This is a genomic window from Microbacterium kyungheense (assembly GCF_006783905.1).
Taxonomy (GTDB): Bacteria; Actinomycetota; Actinomycetes; order Actinomycetales; family Microbacteriaceae; genus Microbacterium; species Microbacterium kyungheense.
This window is the reverse complement of the sequence record NZ_VFPE01000001.1, coordinates 1,157,393-1,183,283: the sequence shown is the minus strand read 5'-3', so window position 1 is coordinate 1,183,283 and position 25,891 is coordinate 1,157,393. Positions and strand designations below refer to the sequence as shown.

Sequence of the window (25,891 nt, the reverse complement as noted above, 5' to 3'; positions counted from 1 at the left end):
CCGAAAGGGGTTAGCCTGATCTGCTGTGACCCTCGTCGGTGCCGTCATCGCGCTCGTCCTGCTGCTGGCAGGCAGCGCAGCCCTCGGCGTCTTCGTGAACTGGCGCGCCGCGCGCCCGCGTCACGACGTCCAGCACGAGGTCGTCGAGCCGCACCGTCTCGGTGCCGACGGGCTGGGCGAGGTCGCCACCCTCCTGCAGTTCAGCACAGAGATGTGCGCCCGCTGCCCGGGCGTCCACCGCACGCTGTCGGCGATCGCCGACGACCATGACGGGGTGCGCCACCTCGACGTCGACCTCACCCATCGGCCCGACATCGCCAAGCACTTCCACGTGCTGCAGACGCCGACCACGCTCGTGCTCGACCGCCACGGCGTCGTGCAGACCCGCTTCGGCGGCACGCCCGGCCGCGACGTGCTGGAGCTCGAGCTCAAGCGCCTCATCGCTGAGGGCGCGAATGTCTGACCGCGCGGATGCCGCCGGCCGGGGCCCCCGCGCGCCCCGCGGCACGGTCGACCCGCGCGCTCCGCGCTTCGCAGCCGCCATCACCTCGGTGCTGCTGCTGATCACGGTGTTCTTCGGGCTCACGGGAATCTCGACGGCCCAGATGCCGGTGACGTTCGGCTGGTTCGCGTTCCAGCCGCTTTCGGATTTCGTCTACATCTCCAACGGCAGCACATGGGCGATCAGCTACACGACCGTGGCACAGCGGGTCCTGGACCCCGGCTTCCTCCTGCTGCTGCTCGCGGCGGTCCTCTTCCTGTGGGGCGTCGCCTGGCCGCGCACGGCCCCGTGGGGCGTCCTTTACCGCAGGGCGGTCGCACCGCGGCTGGCTGCGCCGACCGAGTGGGAGGACGCACGTCCCCCGCGGTTCGCGCAGGGCGTCGGCCTGTTCGTCTCGGTCATCGGCCTCGTGCTGCAGCTGTTCGCCGTGCCGTGGGCGCTGCCGATCGCGGCGGCGATGGCCTTCGTCGCGGCGTTCCTGAACGCCGTCTTCGGTCTGTGCCTCGGATGCCAGCTGTATCTGCTGCTGCAGCGCGCCGGCATCATCGGCCGCGCTCGTCCCGCCGCGGCCTGAACCGCCCCAGGCGCACCTCGCCCGCGCGCGACGGACCATCGCGCCGCGTCATCCCTCGCGGTTAGGCTGACGCGAGACGTCCCGAACCGCGGACGCGCCACGAGCGAGGAGGCCCTCATGACCGTCACCAGCGAAGCCAAGAGCACGTGGAGGGGAAGCCTGTTCGACGGCGCCGGCGAGGTCTCGCTCGCGTCGTCGGGCGCCGGCACGTTCGCGGTGAACTGGAAGGCGCGCAGCGAGGGCTCCACCAGCGTGACCACGCCCGAGGAGCTCATCGCCGCCGCGCACGCATCCTGCTTCAACATGGCGCTGTCGAACGCCCTCGCCGACAACGGCACGCCGCCCGAGCAGGTCGACACGACCGCGTCCGTGACGTTCAAGCCCGGCACCGGCATCACCGGCAGCCACCTCAACGTCAACGCGGTCGTCCCCGGCCTGTCGGCCGAGGACTTCGAGCGCATCGCGCAGGATGCGAAGGCAGGCTGCCCGGTCTCGCAAGCGCTCGCGGGCATCGAGATCACGCTCGAGGCCACGCTTGCCTGATCCCTCTCGTCACGCCGGCGGCGACCGTGTGGTCGTCGCCGGCGCGTCCGGGCTGATCGGCCGCACGCTCGTCGAGTGCCTGCGCGCCGACGGCGTGGAGGTGACGACGCTGGTTCGGCGCCCCGCGCAGGGCCCACACGAGGTCGAGTGGCTGACGTCCGGCGAGCCGCTCGACCCTGCCGTGCTCGACGGCGCCCGCGCCGTGGTCGGCCTTAACGGCGCGAGCATCGGCCGCTTCCCCTGGACCCCGTCGTACAAGAGCACGCTGCTGTGGTCGCGCATCACGCCGACCCGGGCCCTCGCGCGCGCCGTGCGCGAGCTCGGGGCGGATGCTCCGCAGCTCGTCTCGGCCTCCGCCGTCGGCTACTACGGATCGAGGCCCGGCGCCCGCCTGTCGGAGGACGCCCCGCGCGGCGAGACGTTCCTGGCCGACCTGTGCGGCGAATGGGAGCGCGCGGCCCTCGGCGCCGGCGAGGACGCCGCCGTCGCGGTCATCCGCACCGCTCCCGTCGTCCATGCCGAGGGGGTGCTCAAGCCGCTGCTGGCGCTCACGCGGCTCGGCGTCTCGGGGCCGATAGGCCGTGGCACCCAGGTGTGGCCGTGGATCTCGCTCGACGACGAGGTGCGCGCGATCCGGCACGTGATCGACGCGCGCCTCACCGGGCCGGTGAACCTCTCGGGTCCGACGCGGGCCACCGCGAACGACCTCGGCTTCGCGCTCGCGGTGCGCATGAACCGGCCGTACGCGCTGCGGGCGCCCGTGTGGGGCATGAAGCTCGTGCTCGGCCCCGATGCGACGGAGGCCCTGCTCACGACCGACGCGCACGTCGTGCCCGACGCGCTGACCGCCTCAGGCTTCACGTTCACGCACCCCACGGTCGAGGATGCCGTCGCGGCGGCGGTGCCGCCCGCATCCTGAACCGCTGCTCAGCGCGGGCGGTCGCCCTTCTCGAGCCGGATGGCGGTGCGCACGGCCTCGCGGGCCCGGCGGCGATCGCCGGCGGCGTCGTACGCGATGCCCAGGCGGTACCAGACGCGCCAGTCGTCGGGGTGCGTCTCGGCGGCGGACCGGTACGCCGAGAAGACGGCATCCGCGTCCTCGCGCAGCACGCGTCCGCTGGGACGCACCGTCACCGCGTCGTCGGGCAGAGCGCCCTCGGCTTCGAGCCGCCGGCCCAGCTGCTCGGCCCGCACCCCGAACCACAGCTCGCGCCCGAGCGCCCATGCCGCGATGAGCGGCAGCACCACGAGCGCGGCCCCCATGGCGACGCCGACCGCGTCGCGGCTCATGAGCAGCAGCCACGCCCGCTGCCCCACGAGCACGATGTACACCGCGAGCAGCACCGCCATGACGGCGACGCCGATGCGTGCGCTCATCGTCCGTCGGTGAAGGACTCGGTCGCGCGGGCGACCTGGCCCGGCACGCCGCCCTCGTCGACCGGCGCGACGTCCGCGGGAGCAGCGGGGCGTCCGATGCCGATGTCGATCAGGCTGTCGAGGCCGACGGTCACCCCCTTCGCGTCGCGAGCCGCCGCGAGGGCCAGGCGGATGCCGCCGGCATAGGCCTGGGCCGGCTCCACCGTGTCGTGCACGATCGTGAGAGACTCCCCCGCGCCGGCGAGGATCGTCTCCTGCCGGGCGACGACGCCGGGACGGCGCAGCGAGTGGATCGGCACGCTCGCGACCTGCTGCCCGCGAGCGCGCTGGTCGACGTGCGGCGACTCGACCGGGCCGACAGCATCTCGCGCGGCGGCGATGAGCTCGGCGGTGCGGACAGCCGTGCCGCTGGGAGAGTCGATCTTGGTCTCGCGGTGCGCCTCGACGATCTCGATCGAGGGGAAGAACGGTGCGGCCGCCGCCGCGAGGGCGGAGCCCAGCACCGAGCCGAGCGAGAAGTTGGGGATGAAGACCGCTCCCGTGCCGGCGGCCTCGACGAGAGGACGCACCAGAGCGATGCGCTCCGCCGACCACCCGGACGTTCCGATCAGGACGTTCACGCCGCGCTCGATCGCCGCGCGGACCACATCGATCGAGACCGCGGGCGTCGACGCATCGACGACGAGGTCGGCGCCCTCGAGCTCCGAGAGCTCGGAGCGCGAGGTCAGCACGGCGGCGACCTCGTAGCCGGGCTCCGCCTCGACGACATCGCGGATGATGCCTCCGAGCTTTCCGGTTCCGCCGACGATGGCCACGCGAGTCGTCATGACCTCCATCCTAGGCGGGGCGCGGGAACGCGGGACGTGCGCGACGGGCCCCCGGCACCGGCGGCACCGCTCCCCGTCAGCGCTTACGCTGGAGGCGTGGTGACCCTGCGCTCCTCCCCCGCCGACGCCCCCGACGCGCACCGGCTGCTCGACGAGTACTTCCGCTCACGCACCGCCGGCTTCGCCGAGCAGGGCGTCGCCTATCGCACGACGTTCCCCGATCCGGCCGCCTTCGTGCCGCCCGCCGGCGTGTTCGTCGTGCTGGACGACGACGAGGGAACGCCGATGGGCTGCGGCGGCATCCGGCTCATCGCACCGGGGCCTCTCGGCGTCCGCTACGAGCTCAAGCACCTGTACCTGCGCCCCGAGACGCGCGGTCGCGGATGGGGACGCCTGCTCGTCGAGGACCTCGTGGAACGTGCACGGGAGTCCGGCGCGGCCGAGCTCGTGCTCGACACCCACCACTCGCTCGAGGCGGCGGCGGCGCTGTACGCCCGCACCGGCTTCACGACGATCGAGCCGTACAACGACAACCCGAACGCCTCGCGCTGGTACGCCAAGACCCTCTGAGGCGACGCGTCGTCAGACCGGGTAGAGCTCGGGAAGCCCGGTGCGCAGCTCGACCGGCAGGTGCGACATGTCGTTGTGCGACAGCAGGGTCCACGGACGCCCCTGCTTCTGGGCGATCACCGTCAGGCCGCAGTGCGCCTGATTGAGGGTCATCCAGCGCCAGTCCGGAGCCTGCAGCACTTCGCGCACGAACCACGAGATCACGAAGTTGTGCGTGATGAGCAGCTCGTGCACCTCGCCGCGCTTGCGCACGAGGAACTCGCTCACCGCGTCCGACATCTGCGCGCGCCCGGCCTCGATCTCGGCCTCGGTGACTGATCCGAAGAAGGGCTCGAAGGCGGCAGGGGTCTCGTCGGTCATGCCCGTCGGCACGCAGTCGAACAGGAGCGACGACGGTTCGGGCTGCAGCGACGGCATCCTCTCGGCGACCGCGCGCGCCGTCTGACTGGCCCGCTCGAGGGGGGAATGCCACACGGCGTCGAACGGGACGCCCGACAGTCGGTCGGCCAGGAGCGACGCCTGGCGACGCCCGCGCGGTGAGAGGGGCCCGTCGGCGAGTCCGTGCTCGGCATCCTGGTGCTCGCCATGCCGCACGAGGTAGATGTAGTGCGTCACGCCGCTCACTTCGCCATCGAGGTACTTCGGGGGATCTTCGGCCCGGTGGGGCGGGCACGTCCTCCACATTACGTCACGCCCGGACGCGACGGGATGCCGCCACCCGGGGACTGTGGAGAACGACGGCGGGTGCGTCCTACTCGGCCGCGCGCGCGATGTCGGCCAGCTGGCTGCGGCTCAGGCGCACCCCGACGCCCTGCACGAGCTCTTCGACGTGCTGCGGCGCGTACGCGTTGACGATCGGCGCGGTGACGAGCTTCTGCGCCAGCAGCCACGCGACGGCGACGGCTGCATCCGGGACGCCGAGGTCGGCTCCCACGCCATCGAGTGCTCGCAGCGTGCGACCACCTCGGCGGTTGAGGTTGGCCGCCAGCTGCGCACCCCGCACCGACAGCGCCCCGCGCAGCTTGGAGCGCTGACGTCCGGCGAGGAAGCCGTGCTCGAGGGCGTGCGACGGCGTCACGGCCATGCCCTGCGCGCCGGCGACCAGGCGCAGGTCGGCGTCGAACTCGTGACGGCGGAGCACGTTGAACGGCACATCGAGCACCGTGATGCGCGGGTAGCCCGCGGACGCGAAGATGCGCGCCTCGACGAGCTGCGCCGCCGTGTACCCGATCGCGCCGATCGCACGGGCCTTGCCCGCCTCGACGAGCCATTCCGCCGTCGCGAGGGTGTCTTCGAGCGATGCGGTGCTGCCGCCGGTCGCGTCGAGGTAGAGCACGTCGATGCGATCCGTGCGCAGGCGCGTGAGCGACGCCTCGACGGCCCGCACGAGGTTCACGGGGTCGAGCCCGGGGTTGTCGGCGTGACCGCCGACGCGGACGCCCAGGACGATGTCGTCGCGCAGGCCGCGCGAGTGCAGCCACTGGCCGATGATGTGCTCGCTGCGGCCGCTGGCGAAGCTGTCGGAGGTGTGGACGGCGTTGCCGCCGAGCTCGACGTACGCGTCGAGGATCGCGTGGCTGGACTCGAGGTCGACGTTCCAGCCGAACTCGGCGCCGCCGAGGATCAGCGGGAAGACCTGCAGTCCGCCGTCACCGAGCGCCACGCGGACGCTGCTGCCGACTGCCGGCCCCTGCACCGGGATCGGGGCGGACGGGTGAGGTCCGCGCGCTACGGTGCCGTCGGACGGACCGGCACTGCCGGTCGGGACAGGGGCAGCGGCATCCGGGCCCGTCGAACCGAGCGCCGAGTCAACGCCGAAATAAGCCATGTGCCACCCCCTCACGATGGTCCTCACCCGGTGGCTCGGAGCTCTTCGTGATCACTTGTACGCACCCCCCGGCGCGTACTAAGAGGGTAGGCCAGTCCGGACAGCACTCCGTGCACTGAGGCGAACTGTCGATAAACATTACATAACGCTTTGGTCACAAAGGCCTGATATCCGGCGTTCTGTCCCCCTTTCGGTGGACAGATCCCGCGGAATCCGGACCGGACGACGGATGCCCGCCCCCTACCTGTGAGGAGGGAGCGGGCATCCGGGTGATACGACGGGATCAGCCTTCGGCCGGCGCCTCGGGACCCTCGCTGGCTGCAGCGCGACCCTCCTGGTCCGCCGCCTCCTCGAGCACGGGCTCGAGCGACAGCTTGCCGCGGTCGTCGATCTTGGTGATCTTGACGAGCAGCTTCTGGCCGACCGACAGGACGTCCTCGACGTTCTCGACACGCTTGCCACCGGCGAGCTTGCGGACCTCGCTGACGTGCAGCAGGCCGTCCTTGCCGGGCAGGAGCGAGATGAACGCGCCGAACGTCGCGATCTTCACGACGGTGCCGAGGAACTGCTCGCCGACCTCCGGGTTGGTGGGATTGGCGATCGCGTTCACCTGCGCACGAGCGGCCTCGGCCGAAGGGCCGTCGGTCGCGCCGATGTAGACGGTGCCGTCCTCCTCGATCGAGATCTGCGCGCCGGTCTCGTCCTGGATCGCGTTGATCGTCTTACCTTTCGGGCCGATCAGCTCGCCGATCTTGTCGACCGGGATCTGGACGCTGATGACGCGCGGAGCCGTCGGAGCCATCTCGTCCGGACCGTCGATGGCCGCGTTCAGCACACCGAGGATCGTCAGACGCGCATCCTTGGCCTGCGTCAGCGCCGCCGACAGCACCGACGACGGGATGCCGTCGAGCTTGGTGTCGAGCTGGATCGCGGTGACGAACTCGCTGGTGCCGGCGACCTTGAAGTCCATGTCGCCGAGGGCGTCCTCGGCACCGAGGATGTCGGTCAGCGCGGCGTAGCGCGTCTGGCCGTCGACCTCGTCGGACACCAGGCCCATCGCGATGCCGGCGACCGGGGCGCGCAGCGGCACACCGGCGTTGAGCAGCGACAGGGTCGACGCGCACACCGAGCCCATCGACGTCGAGCCGTTGGAGCCGAGAGCCTCGGACACCTGGCGGATCGCGTACGGGAACTCCTCGCGGCTGGGCAGCACCGGCACGAGCGCGCGCTCGGCCAGGAAGCCGTGCCCGATCTCGCGACGCTTCGGGCTGCCGACACGGCCGGTCTCACCGGTCGAGTAGGGCGGGAAGTTGTAGTGGTGCATGTAGCGCTTGCTCGTGACCGGCGACAGCGAATCGATCTGCTGCTCCATCTTGAGCATGTTGAGCGTCGTGACGCCGAGGATCTGCGTCTCGCCGCGCTGGAAGATCGCCGAGCCGTGGACGCGCGGGATGACCTGCACCTCGGCGTCGAGCGGACGGATGTCGGCCAGGCCGCGGCCGTCGATGCGGACGCCCTCGGCGAGGATGCGGCCACGGACGATCTTCTTGGTCACCGACTTGTAGGCGGCCGAGAACTCCAGGGTCGCCGCGGCGGGCAGCTCGTTCGCCTCGACGGCGGCGATCAGCTCGGCCTTGACGCGGTCCTTGATCGCGTCGTCGGCGTTCTGGCGCTCGATCTTGTCGGCGATCTGGTAGACGCCGACGAGCTCGTCGTACGAGCGGCCCGCGACGAAGTCGTAGACCTCCTGGCTGTACGCCGGGAAGACCGGGTACGGCTGGATCTCTTTGGCAGCGGTGTTCGCCACGACGTTCTGCGCCGCGACGAGCTCCTTGATGAAGGGCTTGGAGGCCTCGAGGCCCTGCGCGACGATCTCTTCGCTCGGCTTGGTGGCGCCGCCCTTGATGAGGTTCCACGAGTGCTCGGTGGCCTCGGCCTCGACCATCATGATCGCGACGTCGCCGTCGGGCAGCACGCGGCCCGCGACGATCAGGTCGAAGACGGCGTCCTCGAGCTGCGTCACGGTCGGGAAGGCGACCCACTGGTCGGCGTTCTCGCCGTGGCCGGGGATGAGCGCCAGGCGCACACCGGCGATCGGGCCCGAGAACGGCAGGCCCGAGATCTGGGTCGACAGCGAGGCGGCGTTGATCGCCAGCGCGTCGTAGAACTCGCCCGGCGCGATCGAGAGCACCGTCACGACGATCTGGACCTCGTTGCGCAGGCCGTCGACGAACGACGGGCGCAGCGGACGGTCGATCAGACGGCAGACCAGGATCGCCTCGGTCGACGGGCGGCCCTCACGACGGAAGAACGAGCCGGGGATCTTTCCGGCGGCGTACGAACGCTCTTCGACGTCGACGGTCAGCGGGAAGAAGTCGAAGCCTTCACGCGGGTGCTTGCCGGCGCTGGTGGCCGAGAGGAGCATCGTCTCCTCGTCGAGGTACGCGGCCACGGCACCCTGTGCCTGCTGCGCGAGTCGTCCGGTCTCGAACCGGACGGTGCGGGTGCCGAAGCGGCCGTTGTCGAGGACGGCTTCGGCGAAAGTGATTTCCGGACCTTCCAAGAGGTCCCTCCTTCTTTGTTTAGGCTCGCACGCGCGTTTCGCGCACGAGCTTGTGCGAAGGAGCAGGAACAGGCAGATCTCGGCGCGCGGCACTGCCGCGGGACTCGCCAGCACTGGTCACCAGTAGAAGACCACCCGCCGCGCTCGCGTCGGGGAACCCACCAATGGGGACCAGCTTCCTGCCGGCCTGCTCCGTAAGCTCATATGTAGTTGAGCGGATGCCACAGGGCAACCCGCACAAGCCTATCAGCGAGGACCGCATTCCCCCTCACCCTGGCGAGCGTCGGATGCCGCGCCTAGGGTGGGGGCATGAGCACCGACGAGAAGCCGGCGTCTGCGGCATCCGATGAGATGAAGCGCAAGTTCAAAGAAGCGCTCGACAAGAAGAACGCACAGCACCGCGAGGGCGAGTCGCACCTCGACGGCGACTCGGCCGTCCACGGCACCCATGGCGCAGTGACCAAGCGCGAGTTCCGCCGCAAGAGCGGGTAGGGCTCACGGGGTGTGACATGAGCGACTTCCGCGAGAGCATCCCGGACGACGAGCGCGACGTGCCGCTGGACGACGACACCGAGCTGGAGCTGCCGCCCGCGACGATCGATCCGCTCGAGGCCATCGAGGACGAGGTCGACGAGCAGGAGTTCGAAGAGCACGAGTCGGCGATCGAGGCCGGCGAGATCGACCCCGGCGACTGAGCGGTGGCGCCCGTCGAGCGATCCGCGGAGCCCGTCTCGTGACGGCCGGAACGGAGACGGCCGGGGTGCGGAGGCTGCGCCGGGAAGCATACGGCTTCGCCATCGGCTCGCTGTGCTTCTTCGCCGGCGCCCTTCCCGCGTACGCGACCTGGGCCGGCCTCGTCTGGACCGATGTCACCTTCTTCGTCGGGTCGATCTTCTTCACGCTGGCCGCCGCGATCCAGCTGCTCCTCAGCGGTCGTCGCCCGCCCCGCGAGCGCACCAACGCCCCCGACCGGGAGGACTGGTGGTCCGCGGCGATCCAGTTCGTCGGCACGCTCCTGTTCAACGTCTCCACCGCGGCCGCCCTGATCACGGCGGTGGCCGATCCGGAGGCCGTCGGCGCCGGCTGGCGCCCTGACGCCTGGGGATCCGCGGCGTTCCTGATCTCGAGCGGCCTCGCCGTCGCGGCGACGCGAGGCCGCGAGCGGCTGTGGGACGCCGACGCCAGGACGTGGCACGGCACCGGCCTCAACATGCTCGGGTCGATCGCGTTCGCGGTCTCGGCCGTCGCCGCCTTCGTCGTCCCCACCACCGGAGCGCCCGTGAGCGAGGAGTGGACCAACGTCGGCACGGCCATCGGCGCCGTGTGCTTCTTCGCGGCCGCGGTGCTCTCGCGCCGCACGATCCCACGCCGCGCGGTCGGGACGCGGGATCGCGGCGCGTCCTCGTGATCAGCGAGAGCGGACCTGTTCGCGCACGTCGCCGCGCCCTCCGATGAGCACGTAGCCGTCGTGCTTGGCCACCCTCCCGTCGCCCGCCGTGCGCCCCCGCAGACGCCGCCAGAGCCAGGGCAGTGCGTCGCGCCGCAGCCACGTGCCCTGCGCGACGGGATCGCCCTCGGCGTGCAGCGCGGCATCGAGGTCGCCGAGCGCCTCGGCGTCGGGCACCCCGAGCGCTTCGGCGGCGCGATACGCCAGGAACCGGTGGCCTCGCGAGCGCAGGTGCACCTTGTCGTCCGCCCACAGGTCGAGGTCGGCGATCGCAGGTCGCCCGTCAGCGTCGAGGAACACCGCGGTGTCGAGCAGGACGGCACCGGTCCCGTCCGCGATGCGACGCAGCTCCGAGGCGAACAGCGCGAAGCGGCGCGCGAAGATCGCGGTCGCGCGGCGCCGCGGGAGAAAAGGCGTCACGAGCAGCACATCGATGCCGGCATCTCTCAGCCGTCGCACGGCACCGGCGACCTCGGCGGCGACGGCGACGGGATCGACCCGCCGCGCGACGAGATCGTTCGCGCCGATCAGCACCGAGACGAGGTCGGGGCGCAGTGCGAGCGCGTGCGGCACCTGCTCGTCGACGAGTCCGCGCACGGTGCGGCTGCGCACGGCGAGGTTGGCGTAGCGGAACGATCCGTCGCTGCCGCGGGCGTGCGCGAGCAGCTGAGCGAGGCGATCCGCCCAGCCGCGGTACTCCCCTGACGGCATCCGCGACGCGTCGCACAGCCCCTCGGTGATCGAGTCGCCCAACGCGACGAAACGCGACCACGCCCGTGGCCCGGCCGGCGGCGCAGGCCGCGCCAGGGGCGCAGACGGGCGCCGCGCACTCCCTCTCGGCAGCGCGTCGTCGATCGGACGCAGCGTCCGCGCCTCGTCGTAGTACGCGACAAGCCGGCGGCAGACCGCCTCCCAGGTGCGCTCGCGCACGGACTCCCCCGCCGCGGCCGCGAACGCGCGGCGCTTGCCCTCGTCGCCGACGAGGTCGGCGACCCGCGCCCGCAGGTCGGCGAGATCACCGGGCCGGTAGAGCCAGCCGTCGACGCTCGACCGGACCAGGTCCACCGGTCCGCCCACCCCTGTCGCGACGACCGGCACGGCGCTGGCGAGCGCCTCCTGGATGGTCTGGCCGAAGGTCTCGCTCTCGCCCGGGTGCACGAACACGTCGAAGCTCGCGAGCGTCTCGGCCAGGACGTCGCCGGTGAGATGCCCCGTGAACACCGCGCCGGGGAGGAGCCGCTCAAGGGCCGCGCGCGCCGGACCGTCGCCGACGATCACGAGGCGGACGCCGTCGAGCCCGGCGAGTGCGGCCAGATCCTCGACCTGCTTCTCGGGGGCGAGCCGCCCCACGTAGCCGACGATGAGCTCGCCCGGCGCGACACGGGCGCGCCACGCGTCGCTGCGACGCTCCGGCCCGAAGCGCTCGGTGTCGACGCCGCGGCCCCAGCGACGGAGCCGGTCCACACCGAGGTCCTCCAGCTGGCGCAGCGACGCCGCGGACGGGGCGAGGGTGAGCGTCGCACGCCGGTGCAGGCGCGCGAGATGGCGGCCGGCGAGCGCCGAGGCCTGCGGCATCCCGTACTTCTCGGCGTACGCCACCACGTCGGTCTGGTAGACGGCGACCGTCGGCACGCGCAGCGCGTCGGCGGCCGCGACTCCCTGCCAGCCGAGGACGAACGGCGATGCGAGGTGCACGACATCGGGATCGAACTCGCGCAGGATCGCGGCCAGACGGGCCGCTCGCGCGAAGCCGACGCGCACGTCGGGATACGACGGCAGCGGCACCGACCGCAGCAGCTCGGTGCGCGCGCCGTGCAGGTCGGTGGTGATCTCGCCGGCGCGCGGCGCGATCACCAGGGTCTCGTGACCCTCGGCGGCGAGGTGGCGCAGGACGTGGAGCACCGACCCCGTCACCCCGTTCATGTGGGGCAGGAACGATTCGGCGAGAAGTGCGACTCTCACGCCCCCAGCGTGACGGCCCCACGACGACGGGATGCCGCGAACCGGCGCTCGCCCGGAAGTGTTCACCCGATGCACCGCGGCAGGTCACCGGACGTGCCCCGTTCGGTCGCCGTTCACCGCGCGCGCGTACAAAGGAGGGGTGGTCGACGACCTGCTGACAGAGGTGGCGCGCAGCGCCTGGGCGCTCCCGCTGCTGTTCGTCCTCGTCCTGGGCGACGCGTTCCTCGTCGTCATCCCCGGCGAGGCCGCCGTGACGGCGCTGGGTGCGCTCTCGGTGGCCCGGGGCGAGCCGCTGCTCGCGGCGATCGTGCTGGTGGCGGCCGGCGCCGCGTTCACCGGGGACGCGCTGTGCTATCTCGTGGGGCGCACCATCGGGCTGGAACGGTGGCGCTGGATGCGGGCGCCCCGGGCGCAGGCCGCCTTCGCCTGGGCGCGTGTGCGCCTGCAGCGGCGTGCGGCACTCGTGCTGTTCACGGCGCGCTTCATCCCGTTCGCACGGCTGGCCGTCAACCTGACGGCGGGTGCCGCGCGGCTGCCCGCGCCGCGCTACCTCGCGGTGGCCGGACTCGCCGCGCTCGCGTGGGCGCTGTACCAGGCGCTCGTCGGCGCCGTCGTGGCGACGATCGTGCCCGGCGGCCCGGTCGTGGCGGGCGTGGTGTCGGTCGTGTCCGCGGTGGGGCTCGGGCTGGCGGTCGACGCCGTGCTCGCCCGGCGTCTCGGCCCGGCGCGACCCCGCGGATGAGCGGGGATGTCTCGGGAAGCCGACAGGATGAGGGCATGACACAGGTGAGCACCACGGGTTATGACGACCGCTTCCTCGGCGCGGCTCCGGAAGTCGCGGTACCGCTGCCCGCACCCGCGGACGCGCGTTCGACGCGTGAGCTGACGTATCCGCGGTTCACCGTGCTGCTCGACCCGGCTCGACGCCTGGCGGCGGTCACCGGCGTGAACATCGACGGCGCGTCGCTGCTCGACCTTCCCCGCGCCGGGCAGTGGCGTCTCGACCCGCGCGTGCCCGCCGGCGAGCAGGCCGGTCCGGCGGTGTACGCCGACAACGACCTCGATCGCGGGCATCTGGTGCGTCGACGCGATCCGGGCTGGGGCACGCCCGCGCAGGCGCAGGCGGCCACCGCGGCGACGTTCGTCTACCCGAACGCGGCGCCGCAGGCGAGCGGCTTCAACCAGTCGAAGGAGCTGTGGCTCGGGCTGGAGGACCACGTGCTCGAGTTCGCGGATGCCACCGACCAGCGCCTCTCGGTCTTCACGGCGCCGGTGCTGGCCGACGAGGATCCGGCGTATCGGGGCATCCTGATCCCTCGGCGGTTCTTCAAGGTCGCGGCGTGGGCGACCGCGGACACGCAGGATCCGCGGTTGGCCGCGGCGGGCTTCGTGCTCGACCAGTCGGAGCTCATCGACGTCGTCGAGGGCGCTCTCGCCGTGCCGCGGCTGGGTGCCTTCCGCACCTTCCAGGCGCCGATCGCCGACATCGCGGCGCTGGCGCGCATCGACGTGGGTCCGCTCGTGGCCGCCGATGTCCTGCGCTCCGGGCCGCCAGGAGACGCCGAAGTGCGCGGAGAAGACGGGTGGCGTCTTCTCCGCGCACCGGCGGACGTGTACCTGGGCTGAGGGCTACTCCCCCGACAGGCCTCCGAGCAGGTGACCGAACGAGCGGCCCTCGCCGAGGTAGTTCGCCGGGTCGAACGGGTCGCTGTCCTTCGCGGGCTCGCGCCGCGCGATGGCCTCGGCGAGCTCACGCGCACCGCGGTCGACGCGCTCCGCGAGGGGAGCCACGTTGTCGGCGCTCGCGCCCCAGTCGCTTGACGCCGCGAACACGCCGGTCGAGACCGGCTCGGCGTGCAGGTACGTGAACAGCGGGCGGATCGCGTAGTCGATCGCGAGCGAGTGCCGCGCCGTGCCCGCGTTCGCGCCGATGAGCACCGGCTTGCCGGTCAGGGCGTCCGGGTCGAGCACGTCGATGAACGACTTGAACAGACCGGAGTAGCTCGTCGAGAAGATCGGCGTGACGACGATGAGCGCGTCGGCCGAGACGACCGCGTTGATCACCGATTCCAGCGCCGGCGGCGCGAAGCCCGTGAGCAGGTTGTTCGTGATGTCGTGCGCGTAGTCGCGCAGCTCGAAGACGTCGACCTCGATCTCGATGTCGCGCTCCGACAGCTGCTTGGCGGTGGCCGCGGCGAGGCGGTCGGCCAGCATGCGGGTCGACGACGGGTTGGACAGACCGGCCGAGACGACGGCGATGCGTCGCGCTCCGCGCGCCCCTCCGAAGGCAGCGGCGGTCATGTCACGCCTCCTTCCGGCCGAGGCCGAATGCGGCGCCCGCCGGGGCGACGGCGCCGGCGTCCTGGTAAGGCGAGCCGGCCGTCAGGTTGTCACCGCGGTTCGCGCCCGGCACCGCCTGGCGGGCAGGTCCGTCGCCGTACTTCGCCTTCACCAGGCCGGCGTGCGTGGGCGCGTCCGGAACCTCCGCCGGACGGTTCTTCTGCAGCTCCTTGCGCAGCACGGGCACGACCTCTCCACCCAGGATGTCGAGCTGCTCGAGCACCGTCTTCAGCGGCAGTCCGGCGTGGTCGACGAGGAACAGCTGGCGCTGGTAGTCGCCGAAGGTCTCGCGCATGCCGGCGTAGCGGTCGATGACCTGCTGCGGCGAACCGACGGTCAGCGGCGTCATCTCGGTGAAGTCCTCCATCGACGGGCCGTGGCCGTACACCGGGGCGTTGTCGAAGTACGGGCGGAACTGGTTCACCGCGTCCTGCGACTTCGCCGCCATGAACACCTGACCGCCGAGGCCGACGATCGCCTGCTCGGGGGTGCCGTGGCCGTAGTGGGCGTAGCGCTGCCGGTACAGCTGGATGAGGCGCTGGTAGTGCTCGGCGGGCCAGAAGATGTTGTTGGCGAAGAATCCGTCGCCGTAGTACGCGGCCTGCTCGGCGATCTCAGGCGTGCGGATCGAGCCGTGCCACACGAACGGGGCGACGCCGTCCAGCGGACGCGGGGTCGCGGTGAAGCCCTGCAGCGGCGTGCGGAACTGGCCCTCCCAGTCCACGACGTCCTCGCGCCACAGCCGGTGGAGCAGGTTGTAGCTCTCGATCGACAGCGGCAGGCCCTGGCGGATGTCCTTGCCGAACCACGGGTAGACCGGGCCGGTGTTGCCGCGGCCGAGCATGAGGTCCATGCGCCCGCCCGCCACGTGCTGGAGCATCGCGTAGTCCTCGGCGATCTTCACCGGGTCGTTCGTCGTGATCAGCGTGGTCGCGGTCGAGAGGATGAGTCGCTCGGTCTGACCGGCGATGTACGCCAGCGTGGTCGTGGGCGACGACGACCAGAACGGCGGGTTGTGGTGCTCGCCGATGGCGAAGACGTCCAGTCCGACCTCTTCGGCGTGCTTGGCCAGGGTCACCGCGTTGCGGATCTTCTCGGCCTCACTCGGGGTCTTGCCCGTCGTGGGGTCCTCGGTGATGTCGCTCACCGAGAAGATGCCGAACTGCATGCCCTGCCACGTGGTGCTCTCGCTCACGATCTCTTCCCGCTTCCCCTTTGTGAAGGTCTATGCAAATGAATGTATCTCGTGCAACGCGTGCGGTTCAAACTTATTCCCCGGCGCCTCACCGCGCGTCGGCGAAGAGGCGCAGCATGTCGCGCGCCAGCTGGTGGGGCGTCGTCTCGCACGGCGCGTGGCCGGTCGGGTAGGTCGCGACACGGGCCCCGATGCGGGCGGCGTACTCGTCGTGCTGCGCCTGCGGCCACAGATCCTGATCGCCGACCGCGATGAGCTTCGGGATGCCGGCTGCCGCGACCTCGTCCGTCATGTCGGGCGTCGTCATCATGAGGCCCACGACGTCGTCGATGCAGGCCCGCCCGGTGATGCCGAGACGCTCGCGCACGAAGGCGATGCGACCCGGAGGGGTGCGGTTGAGGTTGTAGCGGATGCCCCACAGGATGAGTCCGGCCGCACGGTGCGGCGACATGTCCGAGATCGGCCCGATGTGCTTGACGCCGCGGAACACCTGGCCCGTCGCCGGCGGCGCCGACATGAGCGTGAGGCTGCGGAACAGGTCGGGACGGGCGACCAGGGCGAGCTCGGTGACCACGCCGGCGAAGCTGTAGCCGAGCACGTGGGCGGGGCCCCCGTCCTCGAGGATCGCGACGAGGTCCTCCACGAACAGCGGGTAGTCGTAGTGCTCGCGCGGCGGGACGAGGTTGTGGGGACCGGCATCCACCGATCCGTAATGACCCGCGAGGTCGTAGGACTCCACCCGGTAGCCGGCCGCCGCGAACAGCGGGAACATCAGGACGAAGTCCTCCTTCGACCCGGCGACGCCCGGCACCAGCACGACGCGCGGCGCGTCCGGGTCACCGAGTCGCACGCGCGCGAGGCCGCCGCTCGGAGCCGCGAACACGTCTCGCTCGGTGCCCGCGGGGAACGCGTGCCAGTCGAAGTCGGGGAGGGCCTGGTCGCGCTGCAGCGCGTCGTCGATCGTCGTCATCGCGACTGCGACACTACCGCTCGGGCAGACCCTCCAGCTCATCCTGCCGCGGCGCGTAGTCGATGTGCCCGCCGTCGGCGTCGAACGCCTGCACGGGGCGCAAGGCGGACCACGGCGCCCAGCCCGGGTCGCCGTCGACGACGAACGACACCCACGCGCCGTGCATCGCGTCGGCAAGCGCCTGCGGCCCGTCGGGCCCGCCGATCCCGATCGCGTCGGGCTCCGAGAGCCGGTCGAACACGAAGCCGAGCTCCATGACGTGCGCCGCACCCAGGCGGTCGACAGGGCTCCTCCAGCGGAACTCGTACACCCACGTCGGCGCCGCGCCGGCGGCGGAGGCACGGCTGTCGGCGAACCGCGTGATCGGGCCGCGCAGCAGCATGTCGGTCATCACTTCGCCGAGCACCTCGCCCGGGAGCGCCCCCGGACGCCGCGCGCGGCGCGCGCGGACGATCCGCGCGGGCATCCGTGCCGCGAGGCGCGCGAGCGTCACCGTCGGCCACCCCGCCTTGTCGACGGCGCCTGACGGCACGAGCCACAGCCGGTACTCCTCGCTCGTCGAGCCGATGAGCACGGGGATGCCCCTCCCCTGCCCGTCGAGGAGCGCGTCGAGCGGGTTGCGCGGCACGGCCTCGCCGCCGATCGCCAGCGCGACCGTGGGGCCGCCGCCGAGGGGCGAGCCGCCGGCCGCCACCTGCGTCTGCTCCGCGACCAGCGCCTCGGGCGCCACGGCCGCGAAGCCCGCGCGCGTCGTCGCGATGCGCAGCCGCTTCGCGATCTCGCGGGTCATGCGGCCGGCCCGCTTCGGCGGCTGCGCGACGAGCGGCCCCGACTGCAGGATCGCCCTGTCGAACAGCTCCTTGGCGTGCGGCAGGGCGAGCAGCGCCGTGAGCGTGTTCGCGCCCGCCGAGTGCCCCATCACCGTCACGCGTGCGGGATCGCCCCCGAACGCCCCGATCTCGCGCCGCACCCAGCGCAGCGCCGCCTCCTGGTCGAGCACGCCGAGGTTGTGCGGCACATCGTCGAGCACCGCGAACCCCTCCTGCCCGAGTCGGTACTGGATCGACACGAACACGATGCCGTGGCGCGCGAAGCGCTCGCCGTCGTACGTGGGCAGCGCGGCCGCACCGCGCGTGAGCGCGCCGCCGTGCACGAACACGAGGACCGGCAGCGCCGCCTGCGGCGCTCGGTCGGCCGGTGTCCACACGTTGACGGTGAGGATGTCGTCGCCCGGCACCTCGACCGAGGCGAGGTAGCGCGCGATCGCCGGGGCGTACGGGCGCTGCGGAGCGGTCGGGCCGAAGGCCGCGGCATCCCGCTCCCCCTCCCAGGCCGCGGCGGGGGCGGGAGGGCGGAACCGCAGGTCGCCGACCGGCGGGGCCGCGTACGGGATGCCGAGGAACCGGTCCAGCGCGCCCTCGCGCGTGCCGCGCACGGCGCCACTCGAGAGGGTCACGACAGGTGGCGCGGCCGCGGCCGTCGCTCCGGTCCCCGTGGCGGCATCCGTCATGTCATCCCCTTCGCGCGGCACCCTCGGCACGCTCGCACTCAGAGTCGGTCAGGGTGGGACTCGGTGTCAAGCAGAACGCCGCACGGCCCGCGTCGGAGACACGGGCCGTGCGGCGGTCGCGGGTGTCAGGCCCGCGGCTCGGCGACGGGCGCGTCCTGCGGCGCGGACGCGACGACTGCAGGCGCATCCAGCGTCGCGGCAGGTGCCGCGGGGACGGGTACAGCGGTCGTCTCGGCGGCCGGAGCGGCCGGCGCGGCCGGCGCCGGCGCACCCGAGATGCCCGTCGCATCCACCGCCGGAGCCGCCGGTGCGCCGGCCGCAACAGGCGCGGCGTCCGCGGCGGCGTCGTCGGCGACGGGAAGCGGGGCGTTCGGGTCGTACAGGGGCGCGGAGCCCTCACGGCGTACGGTCGCGGCCGCGATGAAGTACTGCACGAGACCCACGATCGACAGGACGACGCCCGCGGCCAGCGGGTACCAGAACACGTTGTACGTGTACTCGCCGTTCTCGTCGGGCGTGGCGAAGGCGACCTGGAAGAACGGGATCGCGGCGCCGACCGCGAACACGCCGGCCCACAGCACGACCATCCAGCGGAGCCGCTTCAGCGAGGTCTGCTGCATGGCGCCCTTCTTGTCGGGCTTGGCGGGAAGCAGGCCCTGGTGCTTGCGGGTGACGAGCGCGAAGACCAGCGTCAGGATCAGGAAGACGACGGCGATGACCAGCACGGTCAGCCAGCCGACGAAGGCGGGGTCGGTCAACGGCGAGACGGGCACGGTGGCGAGGTAGTCGTTGTACGCGTCGGCACTCGCGGAGTACGCGTCCATGGCGGCGGACAGATCGGTCTCGGCCTGCGAGAGCGCGTCGGCGTCCTCGGTGCCGAACGCGCTGACGATGTCCCCCGCCGCGACAGCCATGTCGCCCGCCTCGTCCGAGAAGTCCCCCGCGTAGGCCGCGAGCTCCGTGTCGGTGGTCTCGTCGGCGATCGACTGGAACTCGGTCTGGGCGGACTCCGCGGACGTCTGGAAGGTCCCGGCGGCGGCCGCGGCATCCTCGTTCGACGCGCTCTGGTCCGAGTACACGGTCGCGAACGCGTCGACGGCCGCGCTCAGCGACGTGTCGACCGCGAGCAGATCGTCCATCGAGTCCGCCCACGCGGGCACGCTCGCGCCGACGGCGAGCAGCACTCCCGTCACCACAGCTGCCACGGTCACTCGCGCGCGAGTCGCGACTCCGGCCATCCTGCATCCTCCTCGAGCCGCATCCGCGGCACATGTCTCATGTCGCGACGGGTGCGCCGCGGACCGACCCTATGGGAAAGCTGAGAAAACGCCGAATCCGTGACGGCGGCGCGTCGAAGCCCTCCGTTCGGCGCGCCATGCGCCTCTTCGGCGACGACTCGGCGCGGCGTCGCCTAGTCTGGTCTGCGCCCGGAGGTGACGATGACCGGCAGCAGCGCCCGGACCCCGGCGGCCGCCCCCACGGGGCCGATCGCCCGCCCGCGTCGGCGCACGCCCTTCTGGGACAACGCCCGCTTCGCGTGCATCGTGCTCGTGGTGCTCGGGCACGCCGTGCAGCGGCTCACGTACGACTCCGACATCGCGCTGAGTCTCTACCTTGTCGTGTACGCGTTCCACATGCCGGCGTTCGCGATCATCTCGGGGTACTTCTCGAAGTCCGACGCGCCGACCAAGACCCAGATGGCGCGCGTGATCACCGACATCCTCGTGCCGTACCTCGTGTTCGAGGGGCTGTGGACGCTGACGAAGTGGCTCGTCGAAGGACAGGCGAACCCCAACATCACCGAGCCGTCCTGGACGCTGTGGTTCCTGCTGGCGCTCGGCATCTTCCGCGTCGTGCTGCCGTACCTGGCACTGCTGCGATGGCCGCTGCTGTGGACCGTCGTCATCTCGATCGGCGCCGGCTACCTGCCCAACATCGACTCCACGTTCTCGCTGTCGCGCACGCTGGGCCTCCTCCCGTTCTTCACGCTCGGCTGGTGGCTGAACGAGCATGACGTCGTGGCTCGGCTGCAGCTGCTCGTGCGCCGCCCGTGGTGGGTGTTCGCGACGGGCCTCGGCCTGTTCGCCGTCGCGGCGTGGGCCGCCTGGTTCTTCGTCGACCAATGGCGCGACATGAACCTGCGCGAGTGGCTGTTCTACGACGAGAACTACGCCTCGATCGGCGGCACGCAGTGGTGGGCCGGAGGGGTGCGCCTGGCGCTGATGGTCGTGGCGCTCGTCCTGGCGGCCGCGTTCTTCGCTCTCGTGCCGCGCAGCACGCACTGGTGGACGCACTTCGGCCAGTACACGATGTACGTCTACCTGCTGCACTCGTTCGTGCTCTACCCGTTCCGCGAGAACGGCCTGCTGCGCAACGCCGAACCCACGTGGCTGTGGCTCCCGCTGGTCATCGTCGGGTCGGTGCTCATCGCGCTGGGCCTGGCGACCAAGCCGGTGCGGCGCATCTTCCGGCCGCTCGTCGAGCCGCGTCCGACCTGGCTCTTCGCCGACCGCACGCTCGCCCGCCGCGAGGGGCGCCGCAGCGACCCCACCGGTTCGCGGCGTCCGCGCGAAGAGCCTCGCGCCGCACGCGGACCCGGGATGCCGCGGCCCGACCCGCGCCAGAACGGCTGAGGCACTCGCGACACGCCCCTGCGATCAGGGGTTGTGCGGCGTGCGCGTTGCCCATATGTTAACGGCGAATCACATTCGTCCTGGATGGATCGAAGGTGCGGGAGCGACGTCGAGGGTGTCGTCGCGGCGTGGTCCATCCCTGTCTGGAAGCAGGTTCCCCCATGCCTGAAATGAGCAGGCGCTCCGTCCTGACACTCGGAGCCGCACTCGGTCTCGCAGGTGTCGCCGTCCCCCGGGCGGCATGGTCATGGTCTCCCGTCGGTTCCGTGCTGGGCAGCGGCTCCGGCACCGATCCGCAGTGGGTGTGGGATGACGACATCGACCGCATCATGGCGAACGTCATCGACACCGGCCAGGTGCCGGCTGTGAACGCCGCGATCGGCTCGTGGGTGCACAACTGGCAGCCCCTCCCCTCGGGACTGCCGCCCGAGCTCGCCGGCTTCCTGCAGGGCAGCACCGCCATGCCGGCGTGGGCCGACATGGCCAAGCTCCGCCGCGCCGCCGACTTCAACCGCCGCAAGGACACGTACCTGTTCCTCATCTACGGCCTGGGCGGCGGCATCATGAGCACCGTCATCCCGCGCGAGGCGAAGTCGGTCTACTGGTCGAAGGGCGGCGCCGACATGCAGGACCGCGCCGCGAAGACGTTCTCGTTCGGCTACGACCTGAGCGACATCAACGCCTTCGAGAACAGCGGGCAGTTCAAGGTCACCTCGAACAAGACCCGCATGGTGCACGCCGCCGTGCGGCACCTGCTGCCGCAGTCGCCGTACTGGAAGGCCGTGGCCGACGAGACCATCCCGATCAGCAACCAGGACATCCTCGTCACCTTCCACAGCACGGGCACGTTCGCGCACAAGAAGCTCAAGGAGTGGAAGGTGCCGATGTCGTCCGCCGACGAAGAGGCGTTCCTGCACTCGTGGCAGGTCGCGCTGCACTTCCTCGGCGTCCGAGACGAGTACATCCCCGCCACGTGGGCGGCCGCCCACTCGCAGGCGGAGCAGATCCTCACCCCGAAGCTGGCGTGGACGCCCGAGGGTCAGGATCTCGCCGAGGTGCTCCTCGGGCTGACCGCGCAGGTCGACCTCGGGGTCACGCGAGGGTTCCTCAACGTGTTCGTGCGGTACCAGCTCGGCAACGACATCGGCGACTGGCTGGGCCTCAAGCGCGACTACGTCTCGGCGGCGACCATTCGCGCCGGCTGGCCGACCTACATCGCCTTCCGTGAGGGGCTGCTGCCGATCGCGCCGGTCGGCTTCTACATGTTCGACCAGCTCGTGCGGGCGATCGCGATGGCGTTCCTCAATCGCGGCGGCTCCGGCACGACCACGCCCATCACGATCCCCGACATCAACCGGCCGGGCCTCTGACGCGATGCGGTGCCGGGCGGGCTCTGCAGACCTCACCGCCCGGCACCGCGGCCGGCGGCATCCCGTCAGGCGGGCGGGTCGATCACGCGAACAGCGCGGCGCCGACGTACGAACCCTCCGCCGCACCGGCGGGCACCGCCCAGATGCCCGAACCGACGTGACGGATGTACTCGTTCATCGCGTCGGTCGACAGCGAGCGCTGCAGCGTGACGAACTGCTCGGGCGAGCGCTGGTACGACAGGAAGAAGAGCCCGGCATCCAGCCGGCCCAGCTCGTTGTTGCCGTCCACGAAGTTGTACCCGCGCCGCAGGATCTGGATCCCCTTGTTCGCGTCCGGGTGCGCGAGGCGCACGTGGCTCGTGACGGGGATCGCCGGCGTGCCGTCCTTCGCCGTCGCGTCGAAATCGGGCTCGGTGAACTCGTCACCGCCCGACAGCGGGGCACCCGCCCCCTTGTCGCGGCCGACGATCGCCTCCTGCTCGGTCAGGCGCACGCGGTCCCACGTCTCGATGAGCATCGCGATCTTGCGCGCGACGAGGTACGAGCCGCCGGCCATCCAGGACGGATCGTCGGATGCCGCCACCCACACGCTCTCGTCGAGCGCCGCGTCGTCGGTGGCGAGGATGTTCGCGGTGCCGTCCTTGAACCCGAACAGGTTGCGCGGGGTGGACTGCGCGGCCGTCGTGCGCGACGTGCGGCCGAAGCCCAGCTGCGACCAGCGCAGGCGCGCGCGGCCGAACGCGATGCGGCTGAGGTTGCGGATGGCGTGCACGGCGACCTGCGGGTCGTCGGCGCACGCCTGGATGCACAGGTCGCCGCCGGAGTGCTCGGGATCGAGGTCGTCGCCGAGGAACGCCGGCAGCTTCTGCAGCTGCGGCGGCCGCTGTGCCGCGATCCCGTACCGATCGCCTTCGTCGTTCTCGAACAGCGTCGGCCCGAAGCCGAACGTGATCGTCAGCCCGCTCGCCGCGAGCCCCTGGGCCTCGCCGGTGTCGTCCGGCGGAGCCTCGGGCGAGCCTCCGATGGCACCGGTGGCGCTGACGTCGAGACCTTGCGTCATGCGGGATGCGGCGTACGACCAATCCTGCAGCAGACTGACGAGGTCCTCGCGATCGGTGCGGGCCATCATGTCGAACGATGCGAAATGCAGGTGGTCCTGCACGGGTGTCGTGATGCCCGCCTGGTGCGTTCCGAAGAAGTCGTAGGCGGATGCCGCGTCCTGTGCCTGCTGCGCGCGCCCGACGGCGGCGGCGGTCGCCGCCCCCGCTCCGGCGCCGATCGCGAGGCCTGCGGCGCCGGCGCCCAGCGCCAGGCCCAGCAGCCCACGGCGCGAGACACCAGGACGCGGCGCTTCGACGGGCTCGGCGACCTGGTCTTCTCCCGGGGAGTCGGTCACGCCAGGACGGTGTTCGTGAGCTGCGCGAGCGGCTCGGCGAGTGCGTTGATGAGGTCGGTGAGGTCGCGCTTCTGGTCGTCCGACAGGTCGGTGTACGACACGAAGCCGGCATCGAGCGAGCCGTACTGCGCGAGCGCGGCCTCGAGGTCGGCGTAGCCGCCGTCGATCTCGTCGGCCAGGGCCGCACCGTCGTCGCCCTGCGCCTCGGCGAAGTCGCGGACGAGCGAGAACGCCATCTTCGAGCCCTCGACGTTGGCGGCGAAGTCCGACAGGTCGGTGTGCGACCACCAGTCCTCTTCGCCCTGGATCTTGCCGGTGGCGACCTCGTCGAGAAGGGCGATGGCGCCGTTGGAGATGCCCCCGATGCCCTGATCGGCGAGCGCGGCGGCGAAGTCGTCGCCGTGCACGTAGTCGTAGAGCTCCTGCACGTCGGCGATCAGCTGGTCGCCGTAGGCGGCACGCTCGTCGGACGTGGACGGCGCCCAGCCCTGCCAGGCGGGCGTCTCGCCGTCGGCGTTGAGCGCGTCGGCGGCGGGAACCCACAGATCCTTCTCGATGCGGTGGAAGCCGGTCCAGTCGAGACCTTCGGCGACGGCATCCACTTCGCGGTAGTCGATGCGCGGGTCGAGGTCGCCGAGCGCCTCGGCAACCGGCTCGATGCGCTCGTAGTAGGCGCGCACCTGCGGGAACTGCGTGCGGGCGGCCTCGTCGTCGCCCGACTCGTACGCGGCGACGAAGTCCGAGACGGCGGGCACGAGCTGCCCGACCTGGTCCTTCACGAACGCGGCGTAGAGGCCGACGGCCTGCTGCTTCTGCTCGGCGTCCTCACCGGTCAGAGCGACGGCATCCCCCGAGACGGTGAAGGCGGCGCGGCCCACGCCGTCGCCGGTCATGCCGGGCTTGCACACGGTGAAGTACTCGCCCGGCTGGGCGACGATCGTCAGCGTGCGCGAGGTGCCCGGCGCGATGTTCTCGACCTCGCCGACGATCCTCAGGCCGTCCTCGGCGAGCAGGTAGAACTCCGTCACGTCGTCGCCGTCGTTGCTCACGTCGAACGTGAGCGTGCCGCTCGTGGCCGCGTCGCCCGACACGTCGCACGCCGAGGCGGTCGACGACACGGTCAGGGCGTCGGTGGCGGCGGCGTCGGTCTTGGCGACACAGCCCGACAGCGCCAGAGCGCCGAGCGCGGTGACGGCGAGGGCCGGGATCAGGCGGACGGTCATGCTTCTCCTTGCGGGGACAGGACGGGAGCGGTCGAGGAGGCGGCGGGCGGCTCCGCCGCACCGGCGGGAGCCGTGGATGCCGGCGCCGTGGCGGGAGCGGTGGATGCCGTCGTCGCGGGCGTGCGCGGCGCGAACTGCCGGCGCGCCCAGACTGCGCCGACGATCGCGACATAGAGGATCCACGCGACGACCTGGATCCACGACATGCGCGGCATGAACCCGACGGTCGCCTGGAGCACGGTGGCGAGCACCGAGCCGGGCGGGATCGCGCCGGTCACGTCGAACGCCCAGCCGAACGGGAACGCGGCCCAGCCCACGAGGACGGCACCGGTGGCGGCGTCCACGGGGGCGGCCTCGGTGAACGGGCCGGGGAAGACACCGGCCTCCTGCAGGTCGTGGATCGCGTACGCGAGCACGCCGGCGGCCACGATGATGAGGAAGCCGCCGGTCCAGGCGAAGAAGCGACGCAGGTCGAGCTTGAGCATGCCGCGGGCGAGCAGCCAGCCGAGCACGACGGCGACGGCCAGCCCCAGCAGCGCACCGGTGAGCGCGGCCGGCGCGTCGCCGAACGACTGCACCATCGACCACAGCAGGAGCGTCGTCTCGACGCCTTCGCGGGCGACCGAGACGAAGCCGATCGCGACGAGCGCCCAGAGGCTCCCCACGGCGAGCGCGCGGTCGAGACCGCCTTCCAGCGACCGCTTCATGGTGCGGGCGGTCTTCTGCATCCAGAAGATCATCCAGGTGACCATCGCCACGGTCAGCAGCGACAAGGTGCCGCCCAGGATCTCCTGGCCCTGGAATGTCAGCGTGTACGACCCGAACGTGAGCGTCGCGCCGATGACGAGCGCGAGGGCGACGGCGAGTCCGATGCCGACCCACAGTCGCGGGAGCACGTCCCGGCGATCGAGCCGGGTCACGTACGCGACGAGGATGCCGACGACGAGCGCGGCTTCGAGGCCTTCACGCAGGCCGATGAGGAACGTGGCGAGCAAGGGGATCCCTGAGTTTCTTGGCGGACGAGCGGCGCTCCGTCGCACCCGGCGCACCTGGACGTCGAT

The 25,891-nt window shown here is 71.7% G+C and carries 26 protein-coding genes; 12 read left to right on the top strand and 14 right to left on the bottom strand.

Features of this window, described 5'->3' with window-relative positions:
* Positions 1-25 precede the first annotated feature (25 nt).
* The 4 genes from FB391_RS05230 to FB391_RS05215 all read left to right on the top strand — a co-directional run bounded on the left by FB391_RS05230 (position 26) and on the right by FB391_RS05215 (position 2,538).
* Complete coding sequence (locus tag FB391_RS05230) at positions 26-463, top strand: TlpA family protein disulfide reductase (protein WP_141893264.1); 438 nt, start codon at positions 26-28, stop codon at positions 461-463.
* Positions 456-1,076 (top strand): DUF4395 domain-containing protein, encoded by a 621-nt coding sequence (locus tag FB391_RS05225; RefSeq protein ID WP_141893262.1) that lies wholly within the window; start codon positions 456-458, stop codon positions 1,074-1,076. Before FB391_RS05230 ends, FB391_RS05225 begins: the two co-directional genes overlap by 8 nt.
* 117 nt (positions 1,077-1,193) lie before the next feature.
* Positions 1,194-1,619 (top strand): OsmC family peroxiredoxin, encoded by a 426-nt coding sequence (locus FB391_RS05220; protein WP_141893260.1) that lies wholly within the window; start codon positions 1,194-1,196, stop codon positions 1,617-1,619.
* On the top strand, positions 1,612-2,538 hold the full coding sequence (locus FB391_RS05215) for a TIGR01777 family oxidoreductase (protein ID WP_141893258.1): 927 nt from the start codon (positions 1,612-1,614) through the stop codon (positions 2,536-2,538). Before FB391_RS05220 ends, FB391_RS05215 begins: the two co-directional genes overlap by 8 nt.
* Before the next feature lie 8 nt (positions 2,539-2,546).
* Here FB391_RS05215 and FB391_RS05210 read toward each other — a convergent pair whose 3' ends face one another.
* Positions 2,547-2,996 carry a tetratricopeptide repeat protein gene (locus FB391_RS05210; RefSeq protein WP_141893256.1) on the bottom strand — a complete coding sequence of 150 codons (450 nt, stop codon included), beginning with the start codon at positions 2,994-2,996 and terminating at the stop codon, positions 2,547-2,549.
* On the bottom strand, positions 2,993-3,823 hold the full coding sequence (gene dapB, locus FB391_RS05205; protein WP_141893254.1) for a 4-hydroxy-tetrahydrodipicolinate reductase: 831 nt from the start codon (positions 3,821-3,823) through the stop codon (positions 2,993-2,995). The genes FB391_RS05210 and dapB overlap by 4 nt, the downstream gene beginning before the upstream one ends.
* Before the next feature lie 96 nt (positions 3,824-3,919).
* Here dapB and FB391_RS05200 point away from each other — a divergent pair, with 96 nt between their 5' ends.
* Complete coding sequence (locus FB391_RS05200; RefSeq protein WP_141893251.1) at positions 3,920-4,393, top strand: GNAT family N-acetyltransferase; 474 nt, start codon at positions 3,920-3,922, stop codon at positions 4,391-4,393.
* A gap of 12 nt (positions 4,394-4,405) precedes the next feature.
* On the opposite strand, the gene FB391_RS05195 is transcribed toward FB391_RS05200, so the two are convergent.
* The 3 genes from FB391_RS05195 to FB391_RS05185 form a co-directional block, all read right to left on the bottom strand.
* Entirely contained in the window at positions 4,406-5,008 is a 603-nt protein-coding gene (locus tag FB391_RS05195; RefSeq protein ID WP_141893248.1) for a histidine phosphatase family protein, read from the bottom strand.
* A gap of 136 nt (positions 5,009-5,144) precedes the next feature.
* Positions 5,145-6,221, bottom strand: coding sequence for an aldo/keto reductase (locus FB391_RS05190; RefSeq protein WP_425462937.1), 1,077 nt, complete (start codon positions 6,219-6,221; stop codon positions 5,145-5,147).
* 283 nt (positions 6,222-6,504) lie between these two features.
* A complete protein-coding gene (locus tag FB391_RS05185; protein WP_141893246.1) occupies positions 6,505-8,784 on the bottom strand; it encodes a polyribonucleotide nucleotidyltransferase in 2,280 nt (759 codons plus the stop codon).
* 309 nt (positions 8,785-9,093) lie between these two features.
* Between FB391_RS05185 and FB391_RS05180 the strand changes: the two genes are divergently transcribed.
* Genes FB391_RS05180 through FB391_RS05170 form a run of 3 tightly spaced genes read left to right on the top strand, consistent with a single transcriptional unit; the run spans position 9,094 to position 10,192 of the window.
* Positions 9,094-9,276 (top strand): DUF5302 domain-containing protein, encoded by a 183-nt coding sequence (locus FB391_RS05180; RefSeq protein WP_018172185.1) that lies wholly within the window; start codon positions 9,094-9,096, stop codon positions 9,274-9,276.
* A gap of 17 nt (positions 9,277-9,293) precedes the next feature.
* On the top strand, positions 9,294-9,479 hold the full coding sequence (locus FB391_RS05175) for a hypothetical protein (RefSeq protein WP_141893244.1): 186 nt from the start codon (positions 9,294-9,296) through the stop codon (positions 9,477-9,479).
* Positions 9,480-9,517: 38 nt separating this feature from the next.
* Entirely contained in the window at positions 9,518-10,192 is a 675-nt protein-coding gene (locus tag FB391_RS05170) for a YrhK family protein (protein WP_246093361.1), read from the top strand.
* On the opposite strand, the gene FB391_RS05165 is transcribed toward FB391_RS05170, so the two are convergent.
* The gene (locus FB391_RS05165) at positions 10,193-12,193 is read right to left on the bottom strand and encodes a glycosyltransferase (protein WP_141893242.1); all 2,001 of its coding nucleotides are present in this window, start codon (positions 12,191-12,193) and stop codon (positions 10,193-10,195) included.
* Positions 12,194-12,332: 139 nt separating this feature from the next.
* Here FB391_RS05165 and FB391_RS05160 point away from each other — a divergent pair, with 139 nt between their 5' ends.
* Both FB391_RS05160 and FB391_RS05155 read left to right on the top strand, forming a co-directional pair.
* On the top strand, positions 12,333-12,935 hold the full coding sequence (locus tag FB391_RS05160; protein WP_141893240.1) for a DedA family protein: 603 nt from the start codon (positions 12,333-12,335) through the stop codon (positions 12,933-12,935).
* A 35-nt stretch (positions 12,936-12,970) separates the two neighbouring features.
* A complete protein-coding gene (locus FB391_RS05155) occupies positions 12,971-13,819 on the top strand; it encodes a DNA/RNA non-specific endonuclease (RefSeq protein WP_141893238.1) in 849 nt (282 codons plus the stop codon).
* A gap of 3 nt (positions 13,820-13,822) precedes the next feature.
* Here the strand turns inward: FB391_RS05155 and FB391_RS05150 are convergent, their stop codons facing one another.
* The 5 genes from FB391_RS05150 to FB391_RS05130 all read right to left on the bottom strand — a co-directional run bounded on the left by FB391_RS05150 (position 13,823) and on the right by FB391_RS05130 (position 19,446).
* Positions 13,823-14,494, bottom strand: coding sequence for an FMN reductase (locus tag FB391_RS05150; protein ID WP_141893236.1), 672 nt, complete (start codon positions 14,492-14,494; stop codon positions 13,823-13,825).
* A 1-nt stretch (position 14,495) separates the two neighbouring features.
* On the bottom strand, positions 14,496-15,701 hold the full coding sequence (locus FB391_RS05145) for an LLM class flavin-dependent oxidoreductase (protein WP_185842985.1): 1,206 nt from the start codon (positions 15,699-15,701) through the stop codon (positions 14,496-14,498).
* A 115-nt stretch (positions 15,702-15,816) separates the two neighbouring features.
* On the bottom strand, positions 15,817-16,698 hold the full coding sequence (locus tag FB391_RS05140; RefSeq protein ID WP_141893232.1) for an alpha/beta fold hydrolase: 882 nt from the start codon (positions 16,696-16,698) through the stop codon (positions 15,817-15,819).
* Positions 16,699-16,711: 13 nt separating this feature from the next.
* Positions 16,712-18,208 carry a carboxylesterase/lipase family protein gene (locus FB391_RS05135; protein WP_141893230.1) on the bottom strand — a complete coding sequence of 499 codons (1,497 nt, stop codon included), beginning with the start codon at positions 18,206-18,208 and terminating at the stop codon, positions 16,712-16,714.
* A gap of 125 nt (positions 18,209-18,333) precedes the next feature.
* Entirely contained in the window at positions 18,334-19,446 is a 1,113-nt protein-coding gene (locus tag FB391_RS05130) for a hypothetical protein (protein ID WP_141893228.1), read from the bottom strand.
* 201 nt (positions 19,447-19,647) lie between these two features.
* Here FB391_RS05130 and FB391_RS05125 point away from each other — a divergent pair, with 201 nt between their 5' ends.
* On the top strand, positions 19,648-20,841 hold the full coding sequence (locus FB391_RS05125; protein ID WP_185842947.1) for an acyltransferase family protein: 1,194 nt from the start codon (positions 19,648-19,650) through the stop codon (positions 20,839-20,841).
* 170 nt (positions 20,842-21,011) lie between these two features.
* Entirely contained in the window at positions 21,012-22,211 is a 1,200-nt protein-coding gene (locus FB391_RS05120; protein ID WP_221886277.1) for an oxygenase MpaB family protein, read from the top strand.
* Positions 22,212-22,293: 82 nt separating this feature from the next.
* Here the strand turns inward: FB391_RS05120 and efeB are convergent, their stop codons facing one another.
* Genes efeB through efeU form a run of 3 tightly spaced genes read right to left on the bottom strand, consistent with a single transcriptional unit; the run spans position 22,294 to position 25,825 of the window.
* A complete protein-coding gene (efeB, locus tag FB391_RS05115) occupies positions 22,294-23,607 on the bottom strand; it encodes an iron uptake transporter deferrochelatase/peroxidase subunit (protein WP_141893224.1) in 1,314 nt (437 codons plus the stop codon).
* Entirely contained in the window at positions 23,604-24,830 is a 1,227-nt protein-coding gene (gene efeO, locus FB391_RS05110; protein ID WP_141893222.1) for an iron uptake system protein EfeO, read from the bottom strand. Before efeO ends, efeB begins: the two co-directional genes overlap by 4 nt.
* Positions 24,827-25,825 carry an iron uptake transporter permease EfeU gene (gene efeU, locus FB391_RS05105; protein ID WP_141893220.1) on the bottom strand — a complete coding sequence of 333 codons (999 nt, stop codon included), beginning with the start codon at positions 25,823-25,825 and terminating at the stop codon, positions 24,827-24,829. Before efeU ends, efeO begins: the two co-directional genes overlap by 4 nt.
* Positions 25,826-25,891 lie beyond the last annotated feature (66 nt).

Bases quoted from the DNA above. Each gene is read 5' to 3' on its own strand.
- FB391_RS05225 (WP_141893262.1), top strand. From the start codon at position 456: ATGTCTGACCGCGCGGATGCCGCCGGCCGGGGCCCCCGCGCGCCCCGC.
- FB391_RS05220 (WP_141893260.1), top strand. From the start codon at position 1,194: ATGACCGTCACCAGCGAAGCCAAGAGCACGTGGAGGGGAAGCCTGTTC.
- FB391_RS05210 (WP_141893256.1), bottom strand. From the start codon at position 2,996: ATGAGCGCACGCATCGGCGTCGCCGTCATGGCGGTGCTGCTCGCGGTG.
- dapB (WP_141893254.1), bottom strand. From the start codon at position 3,823: ATGACGACTCGCGTGGCCATCGTCGGCGGAACCGGAAAGCTCGGAGGC.
- FB391_RS05190 (WP_425462937.1), bottom strand. From the start codon at position 6,221: ATGGCTTATTTCGGCGTTGACTCGGCGCTCGGTTCGACGGGCCCGGAT.
- FB391_RS05180 (WP_018172185.1), top strand. From the start codon at position 9,094: ATGAGCACCGACGAGAAGCCGGCGTCTGCGGCATCCGATGAGATGAAG.
- FB391_RS05175 (WP_141893244.1), top strand. From the start codon at position 9,294: ATGAGCGACTTCCGCGAGAGCATCCCGGACGACGAGCGCGACGTGCCG.
- FB391_RS05155 (WP_141893238.1), top strand. From the start codon at position 12,971: ATGACACAGGTGAGCACCACGGGTTATGACGACCGCTTCCTCGGCGCG.
- FB391_RS05150 (WP_141893236.1), bottom strand. From the start codon at position 14,494: ATGACCGCCGCTGCCTTCGGAGGGGCGCGCGGAGCGCGACGCATCGCC.
- FB391_RS05145 (WP_185842985.1), bottom strand. From the start codon at position 15,701: ATGCAGTTCGGCATCTTCTCGGTGAGCGACATCACCGAGGACCCCACG.
- FB391_RS05140 (WP_141893232.1), bottom strand. From the start codon at position 16,698: ATGACGACGATCGACGACGCGCTGCAGCGCGACCAGGCCCTCCCCGAC.
- FB391_RS05135 (WP_141893230.1), bottom strand. From the start codon at position 18,208: ATGACGGATGCCGCCACGGGGACCGGAGCGACGGCCGCGGCCGCGCCA.
- FB391_RS05130 (WP_141893228.1), bottom strand. From the start codon at position 19,446: ATGGCCGGAGTCGCGACTCGCGCGCGAGTGACCGTGGCAGCTGTGGTG.
- FB391_RS05125 (WP_185842947.1), top strand. From the start codon at position 19,648: ATGACCGGCAGCAGCGCCCGGACCCCGGCGGCCGCCCCCACGGGGCCG.
- FB391_RS05120 (WP_221886277.1), top strand. From the start codon at position 21,012: ATGAGCAGGCGCTCCGTCCTGACACTCGGAGCCGCACTCGGTCTCGCA.
- efeO (WP_141893222.1), bottom strand. From the start codon at position 24,830: ATGACCGTCCGCCTGATCCCGGCCCTCGCCGTCACCGCGCTCGGCGCT.